General features: G+C 50.9%; 20 protein-coding genes. 4 read left to right on the plus strand and 16 right to left on the minus strand.

Annotation, left to right across the window (positions count from 1 at the left end; genetic code table 11):
• Positions 1-322: 322 nt before the first annotated feature.
• On the plus strand, positions 323-718 hold the full coding sequence (locus tag AC0YN0_RS30855) for a nucleoside triphosphate pyrophosphohydrolase family protein (protein WP_337103220.1): 396 nt from the start codon (positions 323-325) through the stop codon (positions 716-718).
• A 104-nt stretch (positions 719-822) separates the two neighbouring features.
• On the opposite strand, the gene pssA is transcribed toward AC0YN0_RS30855, so the two are convergent.
• The 4 genes from pssA to AC0YN0_RS30875 form a co-directional block, all read right to left on the minus strand.
• Positions 823-1,566, minus strand: a complete 744-nt coding sequence (pssA, locus tag AC0YN0_RS30860) for a CDP-diacylglycerol--serine O-phosphatidyltransferase (RefSeq protein WP_337103219.1) — start codon at positions 1,564-1,566, stop codon at positions 823-825.
• Between the two features lie 88 nt (positions 1,567-1,654).
• Positions 1,655-2,731, minus strand: a complete 1,077-nt coding sequence (gene disA / locus AC0YN0_RS30865; RefSeq protein WP_337103218.1) for a DNA integrity scanning diadenylate cyclase DisA — start codon at positions 2,729-2,731, stop codon at positions 1,655-1,657.
• A gap of 10 nt (positions 2,732-2,741) precedes the next feature.
• The gene (radA, locus tag AC0YN0_RS30870) at positions 2,742-4,109 is read right to left on the minus strand and encodes a DNA repair protein RadA (protein ID WP_337103217.1); all 1,368 of its coding nucleotides are present in this window, start codon (positions 4,107-4,109) and stop codon (positions 2,742-2,744) included.
• A 530-nt stretch (positions 4,110-4,639) separates the two neighbouring features.
• Positions 4,640-4,993, minus strand: coding sequence for an antibiotic biosynthesis monooxygenase (locus AC0YN0_RS30875; RefSeq protein WP_475824669.1), 354 nt, complete (start codon positions 4,991-4,993; stop codon positions 4,640-4,642).
• 267 nt (positions 4,994-5,260) lie between these two features.
• On the opposite strand from AC0YN0_RS30875, the gene AC0YN0_RS30880 reads away from it, so the two are divergent.
• Positions 5,261-5,782 (plus strand): sigma-70 family RNA polymerase sigma factor, encoded by a 522-nt coding sequence (locus AC0YN0_RS30880; protein ID WP_475824670.1) that lies wholly within the window; start codon positions 5,261-5,263, stop codon positions 5,780-5,782.
• On the plus strand, positions 5,775-7,136 hold the full coding sequence (locus AC0YN0_RS30885) for a DUF4179 domain-containing protein (RefSeq protein WP_475824671.1): 1,362 nt from the start codon (positions 5,775-5,777) through the stop codon (positions 7,134-7,136). The genes AC0YN0_RS30880 and AC0YN0_RS30885 overlap by 8 nt, the downstream gene beginning before the upstream one ends.
• A 210-nt stretch (positions 7,137-7,346) precedes the next feature.
• Here the strand turns inward: AC0YN0_RS30885 and clpC are convergent, their stop codons facing one another.
• The 12 genes from clpC to AC0YN0_RS30945 form a co-directional block, all read right to left on the minus strand.
• On the minus strand, positions 7,347-9,806 hold the full coding sequence (gene clpC / locus AC0YN0_RS30890; protein ID WP_475824672.1) for an ATP-dependent protease ATP-binding subunit ClpC: 2,460 nt from the start codon (positions 9,804-9,806) through the stop codon (positions 7,347-7,349).
• Entirely contained in the window at positions 9,803-10,888 is a 1,086-nt protein-coding gene (locus tag AC0YN0_RS30895; RefSeq protein WP_475824673.1) for a protein arginine kinase, read from the minus strand. Before AC0YN0_RS30895 ends, clpC begins: the two co-directional genes overlap by 4 nt.
• 46 nt (positions 10,889-10,934) lie before the next feature.
• The gene (locus tag AC0YN0_RS30900) at positions 10,935-11,453 is read right to left on the minus strand and encodes a UvrB/UvrC motif-containing protein (protein ID WP_442050264.1); all 519 of its coding nucleotides are present in this window, start codon (positions 11,451-11,453) and stop codon (positions 10,935-10,937) included.
• A gap of 25 nt (positions 11,454-11,478) precedes the next feature.
• Entirely contained in the window at positions 11,479-11,940 is a 462-nt protein-coding gene (locus AC0YN0_RS30905) for a CtsR family transcriptional regulator (protein WP_442050263.1), read from the minus strand.
• A gap of 268 nt (positions 11,941-12,208) precedes the next feature.
• The gene (locus tag AC0YN0_RS30910; RefSeq protein WP_475824674.1) at positions 12,209-13,588 is read right to left on the minus strand and encodes a sensor histidine kinase; all 1,380 of its coding nucleotides are present in this window, start codon (positions 13,586-13,588) and stop codon (positions 12,209-12,211) included.
• On the minus strand, positions 13,588-14,262 hold the full coding sequence (locus AC0YN0_RS30915) for a response regulator transcription factor (RefSeq protein WP_475824675.1): 675 nt from the start codon (positions 14,260-14,262) through the stop codon (positions 13,588-13,590). The genes AC0YN0_RS30910 and AC0YN0_RS30915 overlap by 1 nt, the downstream gene beginning before the upstream one ends.
• Positions 14,263-14,310: 48 nt before the next feature.
• Positions 14,311-15,351 (minus strand): FecCD family ABC transporter permease, encoded by a 1,041-nt coding sequence (locus tag AC0YN0_RS30920; protein ID WP_475824676.1) that lies wholly within the window; start codon positions 15,349-15,351, stop codon positions 14,311-14,313.
• 13 nt (positions 15,352-15,364) lie between these two features.
• Positions 15,365-16,285 (minus strand): heme ABC transporter substrate-binding protein IsdE, encoded by a 921-nt coding sequence (gene isdE / locus AC0YN0_RS30925; RefSeq protein ID WP_475824677.1) that lies wholly within the window; start codon positions 16,283-16,285, stop codon positions 15,365-15,367.
• Positions 16,286-16,332: 47 nt separating this feature from the next.
• Positions 16,333-17,355, minus strand: a complete 1,023-nt coding sequence (gene isdC / locus AC0YN0_RS30930; RefSeq protein ID WP_475824678.1) for a heme uptake protein IsdC — start codon at positions 17,353-17,355, stop codon at positions 16,333-16,335.
• A 219-nt stretch (positions 17,356-17,574) separates the two neighbouring features.
• A complete protein-coding gene (gene isdG / locus AC0YN0_RS30935; protein WP_337103204.1) occupies positions 17,575-18,705 on the minus strand; it encodes a heme oxygenase in 1,131 nt (376 codons plus the stop codon).
• Positions 18,706-19,704: a FecCD family ABC transporter permease gene (locus tag AC0YN0_RS30940; RefSeq protein ID WP_337103203.1), complete on the minus strand. Its 999-nt coding sequence runs from the start codon at positions 19,702-19,704 to the stop codon at positions 18,706-18,708.
• Positions 19,701-20,615, minus strand: coding sequence for an ABC transporter substrate-binding protein (locus tag AC0YN0_RS30945; protein ID WP_475824687.1), 915 nt, complete (start codon positions 20,613-20,615; stop codon positions 19,701-19,703). The genes AC0YN0_RS30940 and AC0YN0_RS30945 overlap by 4 nt, the downstream gene beginning before the upstream one ends.
• A 557-nt stretch (positions 20,616-21,172) precedes the next feature.
• Here AC0YN0_RS30945 and AC0YN0_RS30950 point away from each other — a divergent pair.
• Positions 21,173-21,592, plus strand: a complete 420-nt coding sequence (locus AC0YN0_RS30950) for a hypothetical protein (protein ID WP_475824679.1) — start codon at positions 21,173-21,175, stop codon at positions 21,590-21,592.
• Positions 21,593-21,774 lie beyond the last annotated feature (182 nt).

Consider the following 21,774-nt stretch of genomic DNA (forward strand, 5'->3'; position numbering starts at 1 on the left):
TGTTCACATCAATCCAGAGTCAAACCGTATAGATGTGCATTCTGATTGGCGATAAAATTTACCTTTAGCCGCGGTCGCTCACCACTGAATTACTTCGATCAGAATTTTCTCCCCACATCAGAATGTTCACATCAATCCAGAGTCAAACCGTATAGATGTGCATTCTGATTGGCGATAAAATTTACCTTTAGCCGCGGTCGCTCACCACTGAATTACTTCGATCAGAATTTTCTCATAATTCACATTTTGAAAACAGCCCCCCTGAGGCTTATAATGGGAATTGAGATTACTTTCGAAGAGGTTGGTGATAGAGGTGGAATCGATGAGCGCTCCAACACTGAATCAGTTCCAGCAGCAGGTATCTGAACTACTGCTTAGACACCGAAGCCTGCTAGACGTTATGTCAAAGTTCGGACAATCGGGCGCTTCCGTGAATCGTGCTGTATCCAAAGCCGTAACGGATTGCGGCTGCATTGAATTGAACGCCAAAAAACAGCAATACTCGGATGAGCTTGATCTCGAAAATGCGAAAACAACGCTGCAAAGCCATCTCTCCGGAGAGGTTTGCGAGCATTGCCGGGACGTACTGAAGTCCGAGCTCGGACGCAATTTGTTTTACATGACCGCTTTATGCAATCTGCTAAACATTGAACTAGACGAGGTAATCGCAGACGAATACGACAAATGCTCGACGCTTGGCTTATTTAATTTAACGTAGTCGATTATGCATGCCATTAAGACGACGCCAACCTTATCGTTGCAATACGAAAAAAAACCGCCTGATCTGCTTCCGATGCAGTGGCGGTTTTTTCTATTTCTAAATTATGCTGTATGTTCGGATTTCACTGAATCATCCGATTGATCCTGTCTGCTTCCGCGCTTTCGGCGTTTTTTGGGCCGGCGGCTAACGTTTTTTTTTAGGCCGTACAAGGCGTACAGCAGCAGTGGTACGAACAAGATTTTGGACAATTGATGTTTAAATAAAAGGCCTAATACGACCGAGACCGCTACGATAATCGGTACGACCCATACTGCGCTTCTCGGGATGCCGACTTTTTTGAAATTCGGATATTTAATGGTGCTGACCATTAATAGCGCAAGCGCCAACGTGCTTGCCAGCAAGATCGATACCGCTATATCATCCTTAAATAACGCAAGCGTTGCCAGAACGCCTCCGGCCGCTGGGATCGGAAGTCCGATGAAGTAACCCGGCGAGCTTGCAATTACGTTAAATCGTGCGAGTCTGAGTGCTCCGCAAATCGGGAACAGAGCCGTAACGATCCAGGCCAATGCTGGACTCAAATCTTGGAATGCGACCACGTACATAATAAAAGCAGGCGCTACGCCAAACGAAATAACGTCGGATAACGAATCAAGCTCCTTGCCGAACTCGCTTTGAGCATTGAGCGCCCGAGCGACACGTCCGTCTACGCCGTCGAGCAGCATGGCGATTAACACCATCATTGCTGCCGTATCCGGTTTTTCGTTGAACACAAGGATGATGGCGATTACTCCTAAGAATAAGTTCCCCACCGTGAGAAGGCTCGGTATCGACTTTGTGATCATCTTTTCCACCTCTTCTCTACTATGCCCCAAAACCTGTTACTAATGTATATCTACGCGACAGGACCACATTCCATCAATTGTATGAGATTTAAATTTGTCTGTCAATGAACATCTGCTCTTGGATCCGCTTAAGCCCTTCTTTAATGGCGCGGGCGCGCACTTCGCCAATGCCGTCCACCTCATCCAATTCTTCGATCGTCGCCATCAAAATATGAGGCAATCGGCCGAAACGCTCGACCAAATTGTTCATTATAATGATCGGCAGCCTCGGAATCTTGTTCAGCAGCCGGTAACCGCGCGGCGATACCGCCTCGTCGGACATGTTGTTCGTATGCGAGTAGCCGATCAAGCGAACGATAGGCGGAGCATCCAACAATTCATCCGAGCTGAGCTTCTTAAGACCTGCTCTTATTTCGCGTATCTTCTCATCGGAATTGTCTTTGGCGTAATCCTTCAGCAAGTACCATGCGTCCTCTTCAACGCCACCGATCAATTCATCCATTTGCATGCTGATTAATCGACCCTCTGTGCCAAGCTCATTGACGTATCGCTTAATTTCCATCTTAACGCGCAATACCATCTCCACGCGCTGAATAACGTGAGCGACTTCTTGGAGCGTAACGAGCTCCTCGAATTCCAGCGCCGACAAGTTCGTGAACGATTGGCTAAGTACCGCCTTGTATTTCTCCAACGTTTGAATAGCTTGGTTCGCCTTCGTCAGAATGACGCCCATGTCCTTAAGCGAATAACGAAGATTGCCCTGATACAAGGTAATGACGTTACGCCTTTGCGAGATGGATACGACCAACTTTCCGGTCTGCTTCGCAACCCGCTCCGCTGTACGATGACGGATGCCCGTTTCAATGGACGGAATAGAGCTGTTCGGGATGAGCTGGGTGTTCGCATACAGGATTCGACGCATATCCTCGCTCATAATAATGGCGCCGTCCATCTTCGCCAGTTCATATAAGTAATTCGACGAGAAGTCGCAATTAATGGAGAACCCCCCGTCTACAACCTCCATCACTTCCGGACTGTAGCCGACAACAATCAATGCTCCTGTCTTGGCGCGAAGCACATTCTCGAGCCCTTCGCGAAATGGGGTGCCTGGCGCGACTAACTGCAACAATTGATTCATAACTTCGAGCTGTGTAGGTTCTTTCATCGTTTGCCCCCTATCCAAGCGCTGCCTTAAGTGCTTCCGCCACCGTGCTGACGCCGATAATTTCTATGCCCTCGGGCGCTTTCCAACCCTTGAGGCTCTTCTCCGGCATAATGACTCTTTTGAAACCAAGCTTCTCCGCTTCCTTCACCCGCTGCTCCGCCCGCGATACCGCACGCACCTCACCGGTTAGGCCGACCTCTCCGAATATAACATCATACGGTTTGGTCGGCGCATCGCGGAAGCTTGATGCAAGACTTACTGCCGCTGCAAGATCGACTGCGGGTTCATCCAGCTTCACGCCTCCCGCTACATTCAAGTACGCATCCTGCGTCTGGAGAAACATCCCGTTGCGCTTCTCCAATACAGCAATGATAAGCGCCATCCGATGATGATCGATACCGGTCGACATCCGCCTTGGCGACGGGAAGTTCGTCGTTGCGACGAGTGCCTGGAGCTCGACGAGAACAGGCCGTGTTCCTTCCATGCTGGCTACTACCGTTGAGCCCGATACACCGAGAGGCCGTTCGGAGAGGAATAGCTCTGAAGGATTGGATACTTCCCGCAGCCCCTCTTCTCCCATTTCGAAAATGCCAATCTCGTTCGTTGATCCGAAGCGATTCTTCACCGCGCGGAGCAATCGGTATGTATGATGGCGTTCGCCTTCGAAGTACAAGACGCAGTCAACCATATGCTCCAGCAGCCGCGGTCCTGCGATCGCGCCTTCTTTCGTTACATGGCCGACCAACACCGTCGCGATACCTCTAACTTTCGCAACTCTCATGAAATGCGCCGTACATTCACGTACTTGCGCTACGCTTCCCGGCGCCGATTGAACGCCCGGATCGTATACCGTCTGAATCGAATCAATGACTAAAAAATCCGGCTGCAGTGAATCAATCGCATCGTTAATGTGCTCCATATTGGTCTCGCACAATACATAAAGCGTTTCCGTCAAAGCGCCGAGCCGATCCGCCCGCAGCCGTGTTTGGCGTACCGATTCCTCGCCTGAGATATAGAGCACCTTCAGCCCTTTGACAGCCAAAGCATGAGAGGTCTGCAGCAGCAGCGTCGACTTCCCGATGCCGGGATCGCCACCGACCAGTATGAGCGAGCCTGGAACGACGCCGCCTCCAAGCACGCGGTTAAGCTCCAGCATCTTTGTTTCAATACGAGGCTCCTGCCCATTTTCTATATGTATGATCGATTGCGGCTTTTCTTTCGTATGAAGCGACGACAATCCGACACCTTGCGTCTTAACGACCGTTTCCTTCTCCTCCACCATGGAATTCCATGCATGGCAGCCCGGGCATTTTCCGAGCCATTTGGCGGATTCGGTACCGCATTCCGTACAGACAAACTTCGTTTTTATTTTGGCCATTCTGTACTCCTTAAGCTGTTAGTTAAGCGTTTATACGCCAACATATAAAGTTTACCATTTTATCCCGCCACTATAAACCCACATACTATACGAAAAAAATTGTGCACAGGATGCGAAAAGTTATTCCGCTCGCGCAGCTTTAGTGTTATTATTTTCAACTTGGCAACAATCCACACCTGATTAGATGAGAACCTGCCGAATAATCCACATGTGAATAATTCTAAAGCGATGGCAACATCCACATATGCACATGATAAGCACTGAATAATGAAGCAAGGTTCATGAAATATGCGAATTATCCACATTCAACTTAGACGGGCACCCCGTAGGCCGCATCGAATACTTTTTATAATGAGGATGAAGCGGAATGACAACTGGAGTATATATCCTATATATCGGACTTATCCACATTATTATGAACAGCTTGTGCACAGTATTTTGTGGATAACGTTGTGAAAGTCGAGAAAGAACAACAAAAAAGCTCTTATCCAATGGTGGACAAGAGCTATGGGACACATGAGACGAAGCATTTAAGAATGGCGCGACAAGAGGACTCTATGCGTCGATAGTTGCGAACCGAGCATTATATTTTCAAATGTTCTCGGAGATCCGTCGGCGGCAGCTCCTGCTGCTTGTTCAGGCTTGCGCTTGTGGGCGTGGGCGAGGCGGAAGGAATCGCTGTTCACCCAAGCGTCGAAGTGCTCCTTCTGCTCCCAGGTCGTGCTTACCTTCAATTCGTCATGCCCCTCGATATGCTCGGCCATCAGCACTTCCATCCGGACGAAGCCCGGCGACAGATCGATGCCTATCGATTGATGAAACCGCTGCGCAACCGATTCTCCGTGCCCTTTTTTCACCTTTATCGTATTCGTAACGACGATCATGTCCCTGCCTCCTCAAGTAAGTTGTTTCATTATATGGCAGCGTAAATCCGCTTCTTTATCTGCAAGTAATCTTATATATCTATTATACGATAATGATTCTCATTGTCAACAAATTGCGAAGTTCATTCTCCGACTGCTTCAGCTTACGAATGGAACTAGGGATTAGGGTAAATTAATCTTAACCGATTCCAATTTTTCCATGCGTGAACCTTTTGGCGCCTCCATTTATCTAATCTATAGAAATTAAACGAAAGGAGTAAGCCAACTATGATTCTGCAGGATGATATTCTTCGCGCTGCGCGAGGTAATCACGACGCCTTTGTCCGCATTATTAAAGCGTGCGAGCCGTCGATGTACCGTCTGGCCAAATCGTATCTGAAGACCGATTCGGAATGCGCTGATGCGTTGCAAGAAACGATCTTGAAAGCTTTTCAGTCCATTCATGCTCTACGCGAGCCCCACTATTTTAAAACCTGGCTTCTGCGTATCTTGATCAATGAATGCAATCGAATGCTGAAGCATCGCAGTCAAGTCATACCGATTGCCGACATATCCGACCGCGGCTCTTACAGTCACGACACTCAACGTAACGGGCTTAGCGAAGCCGTACAATCACTCGAGGAAGAGCTCCGAATTGTCGTCACTCTATTTTATTTGGAAGATCTGCCGCTTAAAGAAATAGCATCATTGCTCGATTTGCCAGAAGGCACCATCAAATCCCGTTTATTTCGCGCTCGGGAGAAGCTTTCTCGTTACTTAAGACAAGAGAGGAGCATGACCAATGAATGATCATGAGCTTGATTTTGAATTAAATCGATTATTGAAAGAGTCAGCACAAGCAGTCCCGGAAGTTGTTAGCTCGCGTGTGGATCAAACTTTATTATCGTTAAAAAAACGGAAGCGTGTTCCCCGAAAAGCAGCCATTGGCGTTACGGCAGCCGCTGCATCCCTTGCACTGCTTGTCGGTTCTTCCTTCGTCTCTCCGACTATCGCCAAAGCATTAACAAATACGCCGCTAATAGGGTCGGTTTTTGAGATGATCGGCGATGCCGGGTTACAGCTATCCGGACAGAAAGGTTTGGCAACAAAGCTGAATCAAGCAGCGGAAGATCAAGGGATTCGCATGACGGTTACCGAGGTGTTATACGACGGCATTCGGTTAGTGATCGGGTACACGGTTGAGGCAGACCATTTTGTATCGTCTCTCGATGCGGATATGCTCATTAACGGCGAACCGATAGAAACGCTGCTCGGCAGCGGCGGCTCTTCACAAATAGGAGATAATCAATACACAGGATACTTGGATTACGAAGCGGACGGCACTCTTCCCGATCAATTCGAGCTTACGTTGAAGCTGAAAAGCATCCAGCATTATTCGAACGAAACAGGTTGGCAGACGACGAAAGGCTCTTGGAAATTCCGTCTCCCTGTCAGCAAGCTTACTGAGGGCATATCGGTACGCTCCTTTGAAGAATCGCCTCCGAGTGCTACATCGGGAGAGACCACGTTATCGGTCAAAAAAGTGACAATGACGCCTGCCGTTACGGCAATTAACGCGGAGTTGGATGAGAAACGTACCGTAGAGGAACTAGGCTTCTTCATCTACGACGATAAAGGGCAGCAGCTTCAATCTTTCGGCTACAGAGGTGATAACCTCCACTCCGATGAACAAGATCGATACAAGTCGGGTTATCGGATTCGCTTTGCCCCCATCGAAACGATACCGGACTATTTCATTATTCAGCCTTATAATCTGGATACTTCGGGAAAATCATTGGATCGCAGTCAAACCGCATTCGATCCGCGGCAACAACTGCCTGTTACCCTCTCGCAAGGGGATATCGGCTCGATTTCCGTTACGCAAGTTGAATTTTTGCCTGACAAAACGATCTTGCATTACACGGTGGAAGGATCAGATCCGTTCTCTCAGGCAAACAGCTTCTGGCTCGAGGACGCTAACAATCAACCGATAATACAGCTTGGTGGGACAAGGCTCGTAGACCGCAGCACCTATTCGTTTACGCAAGAGTATGCGCCGCTGCCGCAGGATGATATAAATGACAAATCTCTTTATCTCGCTGGGTGGAAACTGCCCGTTCCCGACATTCGTGAAGATCTAGCCATTAAGATTCCGATAAAATAACGCTTCATCCACAGCATTCCCGATTGTGCATAAGTTCGATTCGGTTTTCTCACCGCGAGATATCCACATGTGGATGAAGGCTAGCTAAGAATGTAATTATGAAAAAGAGGATGAAGCTGGAGATAGGATGCCGAAATCCCGCATGAATTACAAAACAAAAAGAGGTTGAGAGGGCTTATGCCCTGCTCAACCTCTTAACGTTTATAAGGCTTATTTCGTAGCCGGCTCTTCGGAAACAGGCGCTACGGCTGCTTTCGTTACAGTCAGCGCGCCATCCTTCTCGTCGATCGTGAACGAATCGCCCTTTTGAATATTGCCCATGAGCAGATCCTCGGAGAGACGGTCCTCGATATGCTTCTGAATCGCACGGCGCAGCGGACGCGCACCGTATTGCGGATCATAGCCTTCCTTCGCAAGGAATGCTTTCGCGGCGTCGGTCAAGACGAAGTCGACCTCTTGCTCGCGCAGACGCTTGCGAAGCTCGTCGGACATGAGCGTTACGATCTGAGCGATATGCTCCTCGCCCAGCGAGTGGAACACGATGCTCTCGTCGATCCGGTTCAAGAACTCCGGACGGAAGCTTTTCTTAAGCTCAGCCATTACTTTGTCTTTCATCAGCGAGAAGTCTCTGCCCGCATCCTGCACGGCCGTAAAGCCGAGCGACGAATTTTTCTTGATTTGGTCAGCGCCGACGTTGGACGTCATAATAATGAGCGTGTTGCGGAAGTCAACGACGCGGCCCTTGGAGTCGGTCAGACGACCATCCTCAAGCACTTGAAGCAGGATGTTGAATACTTCCGGATGTGCTTTCTCGATCTCGTCAAGCAAGACAACCGAATACGGCTTGCGGCGAACCTTCTCTGTGAGCTGACCGCCCTCTTCGTAGCCTACATATCCTGGAGGCGCACCGACGAGTCTTGAAGTCGAATGCTTCTCCATGTATTCCGACATATCGATGCGGATAACCGCATTCTCGTCGCCGAACATCGCTTCTGCAAGCGCGCGCGCCAGCTCCGTCTTACCTACCCCAGTAGGTCCTAGGAAGATGAACGAGCCGATCGGACGTTTCGGATCTTTCAGACCTGCGCGAGCACGACGGATCGCGCGGGATACCGACTTAACGGCTTCCTCTTGACCGATAACGCGGTCATGAAGGATCGATTCCATTTTCAGCAGACGCTCGGTCTCTTCTTCAGCCAGCTTGTTGACTGGAATGCCGGTCCAGCTTGCTACGATCTGAGCGATATCTTCCGGCGTTACCTCGGAATCGGTGCGGCCTTGTTTCTCTTTCCATTGGTTCTTCGTTACGTCGAGCTCTTCGCGAATCTTCTGTTCCGTATCGCGAAGCGCTGCCGCTTTCTCGAACTCTTGGCTTTGAACGGCTGCATCCTTCTCCTTGCGGATATCTTCAAGACGGTTCTCAAGCTGCTTCAAATTCGGCGGTACCGTGTAAGAGTTCAGCCTTACTTTGGAGCTTGCTTCGTCAATAAGGTCAATGGCTTTGTCCGGCAGGAAGCGATCCGTAATATAGCGGTCCGACAGCTTAACCGCTTGAACGATCGCATCGTCCGTAATTTTCACGCGGTGATGCGCCTCGTAACGGTCACGCAGTCCGTGAAGGATTTGAATCGCCTCTTCCGGCGACGGTTGATCGACTGTAATCGGTTGGAAGCGGCGTTCAAGCGCTGCATCCTTCTCGATGTACTTGCGATACTCATCCAGCGTCGTAGCCCCGATGCACTGCAGCTCGCCGCGCGCAAGCGCTGGCTTCAGGATATTGGAGGCATCAATCGCGCCTTCCGCGCCGCCTGCGCCGATCAGCGTGTGCAGCTCATCGATGAACAGGATGATATTGCCGGCTTGGCGAATTTCGTCCATGATCTTTTTCAAGCGATCCTCGAACTCGCCGCGATATTTGGTTCCGGCTACAACGGAGCCCATATCAAGCGTCATAACGCGCTTGTCGCGCAGTGTTTCCGGAATTTCGTTCGCGATGATCTTCTGAGCGAGCCCTTCGGCGATCGCCGTCTTACCAACACCAGGCTCACCGATGAGGACCGGATTATTTTTCGTACGGCGGCTGAGCACTTGAATGACGCGCTCGATTTCTTTGCTTCGTCCGATAACCGGATCAAGGTTGCCTTCCTTCGCATAGGCCGTAAGGTCTCTAGCAAGACCGTCAAGCGTCGGCGTGCTTACGTTAGCAGGCGAACCGTGGTTGCTCGATACCGCTTCGCTGCTGCCAAGCAGCTGCAGCACTTGTTGACGCGCTTTGTTCAGGCTAATGCCCAGATTATTAAGCACGCGAGCCGCTACGCCTTCCCCTTCACGAATGAGACCGAGCAGGATATGCTCCGTACCCACGTACGTGTGGCCAAGCTTTCTCGCTTCGTCCATCGACAATTCGATCACTTTCTTAGCACGCGGCGTATAAGCAATATTATTAGGCTGCTCTTGGCCGCGTCCGATCAATGCTTCTACTTCGTCTTGAATTTTCTCAAGTCCAAGTCCCAGCCCGATCAGCGCCTTAGCCGCAATGCCTTCCCCTTCGCGGATAAGACCGAGTAAAATATGCTCCGTGCCGATATTGTTATGTCCAAGCCGCACTGCTTCCTCTTGCGCCAATGCGAGCACCTTCTGCGCTCGTTCCGTAAACCGTCCAAACATCATATCCACGCACCCCCATGCTCGGTTTCCCCACGCAATTGCTTGCGTATGAGTTCAGCTCTCCTATAGTCCCTCTGTTCCGGATTCATCTTCTCATTGAAAGTCTGTTGAAGGAATCCGGGCTGAGTCATAACCAATAATTCATTCAATACTTGCGGCGTAACGCTCGGCAATAATCCGAGATCTGCGCCAAGCCTCACATCCGACAGCCGCTGCGCCGCTTCCTTGGAATCCATAATCGCAGCGTGGGACAAGATGCCGTAAGAACGGCTTACTCGATCCTGGATGCGAAGCTTTGATTCCTCGAGAAGCCGCCTGCGCGCCGCCTTCTCATGCTCGATGATCTGCTTGGCTACGCCATGCAAGTTATCAATAATCTCGCTCTCCGATTGTCCGAGCGTAATTTGGTTCGAGATTTGAAACAAATTACCGAGCGCTTCGCTGCCCTCGCCGTACAATCCTCTAACGGCCAAGCCGACCTGCGTTACCGCTGATAAAATACGGTTAATCTGCTGAGTCAGCACCAACGCCGGCAAATGCATCATGACCGACGCCCGTATGCCCGTTCCGACATTCGTCGGACAAGACGTTAAGTAACCGCGTTTCTCATCGAAGGCGTAATCCGCCTCCGCTTCAAAAATATCGTCAATTCCGCTGGCCAATGCCCATGCCTCCTGGATCTGGAAACCTGGATATAAACATTGAATGCGCAAATGATCTTCTTCGTTAATCATTATGCTGACTGATTCATCATGATTGAGTAAAACAGCCCCGCCTCGCGACTCATTGGCCAAATTCGGGCTAATGAGATGCTTCTCCACAAGTACCCGCTTATCGAGCTCGCTAAGATCGGATAACAATACCGTCTCGAATTGCCCTATATCGCTTAACTTGCCGGATTCGCCTACCTCGGTGAGCTGCTCCATCACTTCCTTCGATTGCTGGTTCGTGGCCAGCATCGGGAACGGATGATGTCGCAAGTTGCGAGCGACTCGGACTCTGCTGCTGATGACGACCTCGGTTTCGGGGCCTCCGCTCTTCATCCAATCGCTTAATGCATCTTGTGTGAATCGATGCTTCGCCAAGAGAGCTTTCCTCCTTCCATGCCAGCTTACAGCGTACGTACAGCGTCTACAGATCCGCTATCTTGCGTTCCAGCTCGCGGATCCGGTCACGCAGCTTCGCTGCGCTTTCGAACTCCTCTTGCTCAATCTGCGCTTGCAGATCGCGCCGAAGCTGTTCGATCTCCCGCTTGCACTGAATTTGACCGCCTGAACGCTTCGGAATTTTCCCCATATGGACCGTACTGCCATGAACCCGCTTCAGCAATGGATCAAGCTTATCGGCGAACTGCTGGTAGCAGGCGCTGCAGCCGAATCTTCCGATCTTGCTGAACTGCGTATACGTAAGACCGCATTCCTCACATCGAATCGCATGCTGCTGATTTGCGAAGTTGTGACCGCCAGTCGATTCGAAGTCAAGAAGGCCTGACAGCAGGCTATGAATCGAGAAGCTATTCGGTGAGCCCGGTATGCCTTCGCCCTTCTCTCTCGCGCAGCTTTCACAAATGTGAAACTCCGTCTTCTCACCATTGATGATTTTTGTAAAATGAAGTGTAGCCGGCCTCTTACCGCATTCCTGGCAAATCAAGCCTGATCCCTCCTCCCGGTACGCGCTACTTGACTAATAATGAAATGAGCATCGACTTCAGCAGCCTTGCCCGGATTTCATCCCTCTGCGGCAGTTTGAGTGCGATGGTTTCCCTTTGCACCGCTGCCCGGAGTATATTAGCTTCGCGCCTCGTCACCAGTCTTGCTTCCTCAAGCTGATAAATAATGCCTTCTGCCGCACTCTGATCGACACAGTCGCCAATCGTTTGTTCGAAATGGAGCTGAATCGAATTAAGTGCCGGAAGATCAACCCGTTGGATTCGGATATAGCCTCCGCCTCCGCGCTTGCTTTCAACCATGTATCCTTTCTCCAGCGTAAACCGGGTACTAATCACATAGTTGATCTGCGACGGTACGCAAGAAAACTTGTCAGCGAGGTCATTTCGTTGAATCTCGACAGCGCCGCCGGCGCTATCGTCCAGCATATGCTTCAAATACTGTTCGATGAGATCGGAAATATTTCTCAAAATACCAACCTCCCTAACGCATGGCCAAAGGAGCTTGTCATCGCCGTCGTAACGGTTTATTGACTTTGACTTTCTTTGACTTTAACTTCATTATACTCAAAATATTCCTCGGGTCAAGTCACAAAGTTTAAATTTTCTGACGATTCGATTTCACCTTAGATTCGGTCCTATATTTCAACGAAAAACCGAAGCGCACCGCTAGTATCTAGCTTGGTGCGCTCCGGCATTATTTATACCTATTCAGGGCAACCCGCCCCACAATCAAAGCTTATTCAACCGGCAATCTCACCGTAAATGCCGTTCCTTCCCCCGTCCTGCTCTCCACAGCGATCGTTCCGCCATGCAGAATCACAATGCGCTGCACAATGGATAGGCCTAGTCCAGTACTGCCCGACTTCCGCTCCCTCGCTTTGTCTCCCCGGTAGAAACGGTCATAAATATACGGCAATTGCTCCTCCGGTATGCCGTTACCCGTATCGGCTATACGGATGACGCAACCGCCTTCCTCGACAAATGCCTGAACTTGAATGGAGCGACCCGCCGGTATATATTTGACCGCATTGGAGAGCAGGTTCGACCATACCTGCATAAGCAGCACTTCGTCTCCGTATACGTGCAGGCCAGAGGACACCAGCAGCCGCACCGCGATTTCCTTCTCCGCCAACTGCCACTCCAGCAATTGAAGCGTCTGCCGCAGCTGAGGCTTTAGCGGGAACCTTCCCTTCTCCGTTGTCTGCTCGGAATGATCCAGCGTTGAGAGCAGCAGGAGCTGCCTGCTTAATGTTGCAAGATGCCGCGTCTCTTGTCCGATAATAGCGGCATGCCCACGAACGCTGGCAGGTTCCATCTCTTCGCTCAGCAATGAATCGGCATAACCCTGAATCGAAGCGAGCGGCGAATGGATTTCATGCGAGACGTTCGCGACGAACTCCTTCGTGCGAAGGTCGGCGCGTTCAAGCTCCAGACTCATGATTTGAAAATGGTTCGCCAATTCCCCGATCTCATCCTTCCGCTTGGTTGGCAAGCGGAGCTTATATTGCCCTTGCGCGAGCCGTTTCGTCGCTTCCTTGAGCTGTACGATCGGCTGCACCAGGTAACGTGTGCTAACCATGAAGTAGGGCACGCTGAATACGACCGTCAGCACGAACATAAATAGAAAGAACGTGCGAAGCTCGTCAAATTGCACGTTGCTGTCGTGGCGCAGGAAAAGAGCGTATCTCTCAGCTCCCGCCGATACGTGTACGCCCACCGTATTGCTGAGTCGATTGTCAAAGTAACCCGAAGCGAACGCCTTGTTCGGAAAGTTAGCGATACCGTGGAACTCCGCTCCGTCCAGTACGCGCATCTTGACGTCATCCGGAAGATCCTTTCTCGAGAAATGTCTCCCGTAAAACAGATCGTTTCCCGCTTCATCATAGACATAGAGCTGGTATCCTAACGCGGCAGACATGCTTAGCGCATCGCCCATAGCCTCTGGATGCTGCTCGATAAGAGCTTTCAATTGACTGACCGTGCCGAACAGCTTCTCGTCCTGATAGGGTTTGAGAGACCAATGATAATACACGTTAGCAATAAAGAAGCCGAGGAAGCTGCTGATCAGAATCGTATAGAGCGTGATGAGGAAAACGCGAAAATAAAGCGAGCGCATTACGCCAGCACCTCAAGCTTATAGCCGACGCCCCTAATCGTATGAATGTTAAAGCTGCTTCCGCCCTCCGCGAACCGTTTGCGCAGCCGCTTGATATGTACGTCAACCGTCCGTTCATCGCCGACATAATCGGAGCCCCAAATGAGATGGATCAGCTCATCCCGAGAGAAGACCCGGCCAGGATATTCCGCCAACTGCGCCAGCAGCTCGAACTCCTTCAGCGGGAGCAGCAGCACCTCGTCGCCGTCAATGACCTCATAATTTTTCCGATCGATGACAAGCCTGTGCAGTCTGATTTTGTCGCTGGAGGCGAAGGAATAGCGTCGAAACAATGCTTTGACCCGGAACAACAGCTCCGGAAGCTCGAATGGCTTCGTCACATAGTCATCCGTTCCGCTTAAGTAGCCTAGCTCCTTGTCGCTAAGCTGGTCCCGGGCGGATAAAATGATAATAGGAATATCAAAGTTTTTTCTCGTATATTCACAGAGCGTGAGACCGTCCACTTCCGGCATCATAATATCCATAATGACAAGGTCTACCGTCTGATTCTCGAGCACGTGCATCGCTTCTCGGCCATTCTGCGCTTCCAGCACCCGGAAGCCTTCTTTGGTCATATAGTGGCCAAGCAAAGCACGGCTATTGTAGTCGTCGTCCGTAATAAGCAATTGCTTCATGCGTGTTCCAAACCTCCTTTTTGCAGGACTGCTGCCATAGCCGACTGCCTATTTGTAGAGCTTGTCGCTTCTCTTCAGCATAATGATGAGAAACGGACCCCCGATCACCGCCATTATAATAGAAGCTGGTATTTCCGCAGGAGCCAGCACCGTCCTTCCGATCGTATCCGCTGCAAGGACAAGCAGAGCCCCCCCGAGCGCCGAGAACGGAATGAGCAGCTTATAGTTCGAACCGACCAGCACTCGGCCGATATGCGGAACCAGCAAACCAACGAACATGATCAGTCCGCCAATCGCGGTTGCAACAGAAGCAAGCAATACAGCGACCGCCGAGATGAGCAGTCTGACGCGCACGACGCGAAGGCCCAGATTGCGCGCCGTCTCGTCGTTGAAGGACAGCATGTTGCACCAGCCTCCCAGCGTCAAAGCGAGGAGCAATCCAATCCCGCCGAATAGACCGAGAATGTGGACATCCTCCCATGTTTTCATCGTGAAAATAGAAGATATCGCTTGGTTGACGCTTGTTACCGCATAACTCCCTCGATAATTAAAAGATTGTCCGAGCCCGGTGAATGTCGCATTGATAGCGATGCCCACCAGAATAAGCCGGAGCGGATTCAAACCGGTACGCCAAGAGAGCGAATAAACCAGATAGCAAGCCAGCGCGCCGCCCAGAACGGAAAACAGCGGAGACCAGAAGTAGAGCATCGGGAACACCGTCACGACCGTAATCGATACGAGTCCCGCTCCGGATGAAATACCGATAATACCGGGTTCGGCGAGCGCGTTTTTCATCACAGCCTGCAACAGCGCTCCGGATACAGCGAGAGCCGCACCGGACAGCATGGAGACAAGAATGCGAGGAAAGCGCAAATCCTTAATAATCTCAACGTGCTCGTTCATGCCATGGATCAAACCGCTGATCAATTCGCCGAACGACACCTTGATGCTGCCAGTCATCGCAGAATACAAGGCCAGACCTATGAGCAAGAAGGCGACGATGATGAGCGTACCGTACGGTTTCGCTTTTGCTCTTCTCCTGCCTTGATCGATCGCGTTTTTTTTCGCTTCTATGTTCGTTATCGTCATCGTTCACATTCCTTTACGGCTGATCAGGGTAAAGCATCGGGAGCAGCGCTTCCAATGCTTCCCCTACGGCCAGGTTGCCCGTCGTTCCGAACAGTCGTTCCTCCAGATCGTAGACGCGTCCTGTCTGAACCGCCTTGAAGTGATGCCAAATATCGTTTTTCTTGAATTCCTCATCGAACATCTTAACGACTTCCTCCGGCATTCCGTGAGCCGCGCGCAAAATAACGTCCGGATTCGCCTGTTGCAAGTGCTCCGTATTCGATGCAAGAAACTCGACCTTCTCGCCTTGTGCGATATTGACTCCGCCTAGCAATTGAACCAAATCCCCGATATAGGAATGCTCCGTCGCAACCAAATAGCTTCCTGGTACCCCTAGCAAGATTAGCACCGACGGCTTTTCTTTCCCTTCCGTTGCCTTACGAATCTGCTCCAGCGTCGAATTATAATCGCTCACAACGGCTGCCGCTTTCTCCTGCTTGCCGTACTTCTCGCCCAGCTTCAATATCTCTGCCTGCATGCGTTCCAGACTGGTCAAGTCTAGGAAAGTCGCATCGATATTCGCATTCTCGAACACGGGCTCCAGATCGTATTGCAGCGTCGTCACCGAAAGCACCTCGGTCGGCTTCAACGACTTTACGATCTCCATGTCCGGACTCATGGGATTGCCGACCTTTGTCACTTCATCATATCGTTCCGGCAACGTCTTCACGCTCTTGGGAACGCCGACGAGATCGATCTCAAGCAAATCCATAATTTGCGTGATCGCGACTGTCGTGGAGACGATCCGATGCTCTTCCGATACTCCCGTCTCCTTCGTTGCGACTGGCGAAGGAGACGAATTCCCGTTCGCGGGAGCAGACGTATCACCGCATCCCGTCAATGCCAGCAAGCAGAGGGCGATTAGAACCGCCAGCTTACCTACTTGAATTACCATTGATCCAATCCTCCTGGGCCCTATTTGGCCATTTCCCTATTACCAACTCAATGAGCCCTTCTTCTCCAAATATAAATCGCACCTACAATCAAAATAAGTACCGCTCCAAGCGGTGTCCACCATTTGAAGCTCTTGCTGCCGCTATCCGCTTCAGGCGCATCGGCCGCGTCGCCGGCGGCAAGTGCTTGCACCGATTCGCCTTCTTCTGCGGATGCATCGGCCAACTGAGCTTCACCGTCAACGGACGACTCTGCTTCTCCCGCTTCGTCAGTCGTATTCTCGGCCTCAATGCCAGCTTCGCCTTTATCCGCTGGGACCTGCTCCTCGGCAGGAGACGGCTCTGCCTCGACAGCACCCTCATTAGCAGTTGTCTTATCCGTGGAGGACGGCGCTGATCCTACTGTCTCGCTTGGTTTGGCAGCCTCCAACGGCACCGTTGTTGATTGGTCAGAAGCTTTAGTTGTACTCTCAGGCTTGCTGCTTTGCTCCGGCTTCTCTGCTGCCGACTCTCCGGTCACCGCAGGCTTCTCCGTCGATGTGCTAGTCGGTGCCGTCGTCGGTTTCGCCGTTGGTTTCGCCGTTGGTTTCTGCGTTGCCGCAGGTTCAGCGCCTTTGACAAGCTTGAAGCTCTCCTGATCGAACACGAAACGAATCGTATAATCATGGTCGTAATCGATATCTTCAACCGTCACGTGAATTTTAGACACTATCGGCTTTGTAATATCGGCGGTGAACTCAACCTGCCGCGTATCTGCTTTTTTGTTCGAGCTGATCAGCTTCGTGTCCACATATCCTCCGCCGCTTCCCGGTACTTTGAATTCGGTCACCCAGAAGCTGTGATTGATCGTCACGCGAACTGTCGCTTTACCATCCTTGATCGTCACCTTAGCCGGCTTCTCCCAATAATCATTCGCCATGGAGACCGAATCATTCTCCGCCTGTAAAATGAGATAATCCGCAGTATAGGTTCCATCCGCAAGCTCCCCTGCGGCATATAGATTCGCCGGCAATAAGAGCAATACTATCCATAATGCGGCGAGTAGGCCGCTTATCTTCGTTCTTGCATGCATGCAATTCCCCGTCCTTTCCAGTTCATACCGTTCAATAATATGATAATGATAATTATTATCAATTAATATCCTACCAAGATTTTCTTTTCTGTGTCAATACTAATTTGTTAGGCGTTCCCGTTTGAAGGCTGGTTCAGCCTATATTATTGACTGTATTCCATATAAAAGGGCCTCAGGAGCCGCAATCGACTGACTCCTGTAAGCCCGTTCACAGTCCTGTTATACGCTTTGAACTTCCGCCTCTGCTTCTGCCTCCGGAAGCGGATTTCGAACGATTTTTACATCGTAGAAAGCAATTTTGTTGTTGATGATATATTCCGGCGTCTCGCGGTGGGAATGCGACTCGCGGAAAGCTTCGCTGCGCGTCCACGCTTGGAAGTCTGCTTTGCTCTCCCATCGCGTGCTGACCGTTACTTCGTCGTATTCTTTCGTGTTCTCAGTCAGCATGACTTCGAGACCCAAAAATCCTTTCATCCCTTCTACCTTGCCTATGCGGTTAAACCGCTCAATCAGCTTGACTCCATTACCCTTCGTAATTTGCGAAACATTCGTTACAATAACCATTGTCGTTTCCTCCCCGGATTGTGGTATTGGCATAATAATAGGATAAGTGCCTTGCAGGTCCACCTTGGCTCTTATTCCGAACACACTTAACATAAAACGAGCATCAATCACTGACTTTGGCGGCCCGCTTGCCGCTACGCTGCCGTCCTCCATCGCGATCAAATAATCGCCGTAAGCCGCCGCTTGCTGCAAATCATGCAGCACCATCACGATCGTCAGCCCCAGCTTGCGGTTCAAAGCCCGCAGCATCTCCATCAGCTCAAGCTGATGCGACATATCCAAATACGTCGTCGGCTCGTCAAGCAGCAGGATGTCCGCCTCTTGGGCAAGAGCCATCGCGATTCTAGCTTTCTGCTGCTCGCCACCGGATAACGTATGGAACATTCGGTCCTCGTTGTGGCTGATGCCCACAGTCGTGAGCGCCCAGGTTACTGCAGTCTCGTCTTCCTGCGACAAGCGGCTGCGAAATGCCGACTGGCGCGGCGCGCGGCCCATAGCGACAAGCTCCCGTACCGTCATGTCCGGCAAGTGGCTTTTCTCCTGCGCGAGCACGGCAACCATTCTAGCGAATGCTTTCCTAGAATATTCGTCGCCTTGACGCCCGTCGTACTGAATGTCTCCCCCGTTAGGCTTGATCGTTCTAGCGAGAAGACGAAGCAGTGTCGACTTGCCGGAGCCGTTGCGCCCCACGATCGCCGTTATTTTCCCTTTCGGTATCGTCTCGGTAATCGAATGAAGCTCGAATCGTTCTTGCTTGTAGATTAAATCCCTTATCTCTAGCGACATCTAGCGGATCAGCCTCCTCTTCTTCAGCAGCATTAGGAAAAATGGTGCTCCAATGCATGCGAGCAAAATGCCTGCTGGCAGTTCAATCGGATCAAACCAGCTTCTCGCCGCTGTATCGGCTATGACCATAAGAGAGGCTCCGCCGACGATCGAATACGGTAACAAATAACGGTAGTCGTCTCCGATCAGAAGGCGTACGGCATGAGGTACGATTAACCCGACAAATCCGACCAGCCCTGCGACGCTGACTGCCGCACCTGCTAACAACGAAGCAAGCACGACAATTAGGAAGCGCTGACGCTCTACATGCTGGCCGAGTGACGAAGCGGATTGATCGCCCAGCATGAGCAAGTTCGTCGTCTTTGCTGCGAATGGAACAAGCAGCAGCCCGATTGCGGCATACGGCAGCATGAATTGCAGATGAGGCCAGCTTCTGCCGCTCAAGCCTCCTGCCAGCCATGGAATTACACTCTGAATCCGGTCACTGTTCAGCACCATGATGCCGTTCATTACACCGCCTAGCAATGCATTTACAGCAATGCCCGCCAGTACGATCTTCACCGGAGAGCTGCTGCCGTCCCACGCCAGTAAATAAATGATTAAGGACGAGAGCAGTGCTCCTGCGAAGGCAAATCCTGGAAGCAGGTAAGCGAATTGCGGGAAAAGCACCAGTGCGATCACCGCAGCCACGCCGCCGCCTGCGGATACGCCGACGATGCCGGGATCTGCAAGCGGATTGCGCATAACTCCTTGAAGCAATGCTCCCGAGGCGGCTAAGCATGCGCCTACCAGCAGCCCGATTAGCACCCGCGGCAAACGCAGGTTCCAAATAATCGCTTCGTGCGCGGTGTCGCCTGCGCCGAACAGCGTTTGCCATATGTCCGCTATCGAGATCGACACCGAACCGCTGCCAATTCCATATATGGCCGAGACGATGAGCAGCGGTCCGGACGCGATGCCAAGCCACCGTCTTCGATTCCTTCGCTCCTTCATGCTCATGGCTCCAGCAGCTCCGTCAGCAGCTTAACCGCTTCCGCTACGCGGGTACCCGGATTCGTGCCGAACAGCTCTGCCGGGAGCACATGGATGCGACCCTCGCGAACGGCGGACAACGAGTTCCAAGCCGGATTGCCTTCCATCTCACGGACAAACCCTTCCTGAACTTCCTCCGAATTGCCATGCGTCATGATCATGATGACGTCTGGATTCGCTTCAACTACGCGCTCCGTATTTAACTGCGCATAATGCGGATAGTTTTGCAGACGAGGGAACTCAGCCGCCATATTCTTACCACCTGCTGTCTCCAGCAAGTTACCAGCGAGCGAACTCGGCAGCGCTGCGAGGTAAGTGCCTGGCGCTCCATATACCATCAGCACACGTCTGCCGTCTTCGTGCTGCACGCTCTTCAGACTTCCGAGCTCATCCTCCAGCTTAGCTAGAAGCTCCTTCGCCTTCGTTTCGTGTTCTAGCAGCTTACCGAACAGCTCGATTTGCTTCTTAATATCCTCAATCGAATTCGCTTCCGTCAGAACGATCTTAGATCCCATTCCCTCGATTAGAGGAACATCGTTGTTATTAATAGGATAATTGCCTAATACGACATCGGGTTTGAGTGATGCGATCTTCTCCAGATCGACCGTATGGACGTATCCGACAATCGGCACATCCTTGACCTGCTCATTCAGGAGACCATCGTTATCCTCAGGTCTGCCCACTACAACGCCGCCCAGCGCATATACAATATCGACTTCCCCATTGCCAAGTGAGACGATGCGGCTAGGAGCTTCCGAGAATGATACTTTCCTGTCTGCGAAGTCCGTCAGCACGATCTTGCCTACAGAATCGCTCCCGTTCTTTGCACCTGCGCCGCAGCCTGACAGAATGGTTAAAGCTGCCGCAGCTCCGATCATCAGCAACTTCCATTTCCTTGGATGCCTTAGTGTTGAATTCTTTTCTTTTGTTGCCGACTTCAAAATGCATGACCCTCCGATTTCCCCCGACATTGAGAGAGATTATCATTAATGGCTTCACGAGGATTTTACTTGCGCATTGTGAACGGAGCATGAATTCCAGATTACAGTTTCACCAACTGTAAGATGTTCCCTGTAACCTCCCTCCTGTCGTGGTGAAAATTGTAATTTAATGTTCACGCTCCGTTCATAAACGGGCTGTAAAATTTAGTTTGTCTAAGGCGATGTACACGCCGGACGCTTTCTGAGAGAGAAGAACGGCACGTATACCGGTGCGTCCGTACTTAGGGAACAGAAATTTTTTTTGCATCAGTAGCGATAATGATTATCATTATCTTGGCATCTTAGTATCTCTATAGCTTCGCCATCTGCATGATTCTGCTTGTCGAGGGGGAATTCAAGCCCATCCATGAGTGGGCAGTACCAAACGATCGTTGCCGTTAACGCATCATTGTTTTAGTAAAATACTTATTTCAAATCAAAGGAGACTGATATCCATGAAATTCACTTTGAAAAAAGGCTTGCCTACTCTGCTTCTAGCTCTTGTAATGTCCCTTGTCCTAATTGTTGGTTCTGCTTCCGCTGCGACCGATCAAAACTTCCGACTCGTCAAAGCTGCTAATCCGACTGAAACTTCAACAGCCGACGGTTATGCCGTTAAACCTGCTTCGATCGCCAGCGACGGCGAAACGGTGACACTCGGATTCACAACTTCGTTGTTGTACAGCATCAACGGATTAAGCATCTCCTATGACGGAGGTTCCAGCTATACCCCTTTCACTGGTTCGACATCGGGCGGCGTGATCTATTACACGTTCCCTATTGATGATTTCAGTGTAAATGCCAAAGCAAAAATCTCCGTTTCGGTATTCGGACTGTATAACGCTACTCACGAAATCGAGATTGAATGGCTGTAAGCAACAGTTGAAACAAGATTGAAACGGCTTGCGCCGTCATCATACGGCGCAGCCTGCTTTTTTTTGCTTTCGCTGCACAAGCAACAGGCAGGTCGGCTCAACCGCTGATCTGCCTGTCGCTTGTGTAACGAAGGCGGTATGCGGCTTTCTATACTTATTTTGCAAAGGAGAGAGTAATCATC

This window comes from Paenibacillus sp. J22P218, from assembly GCF_056269195.1.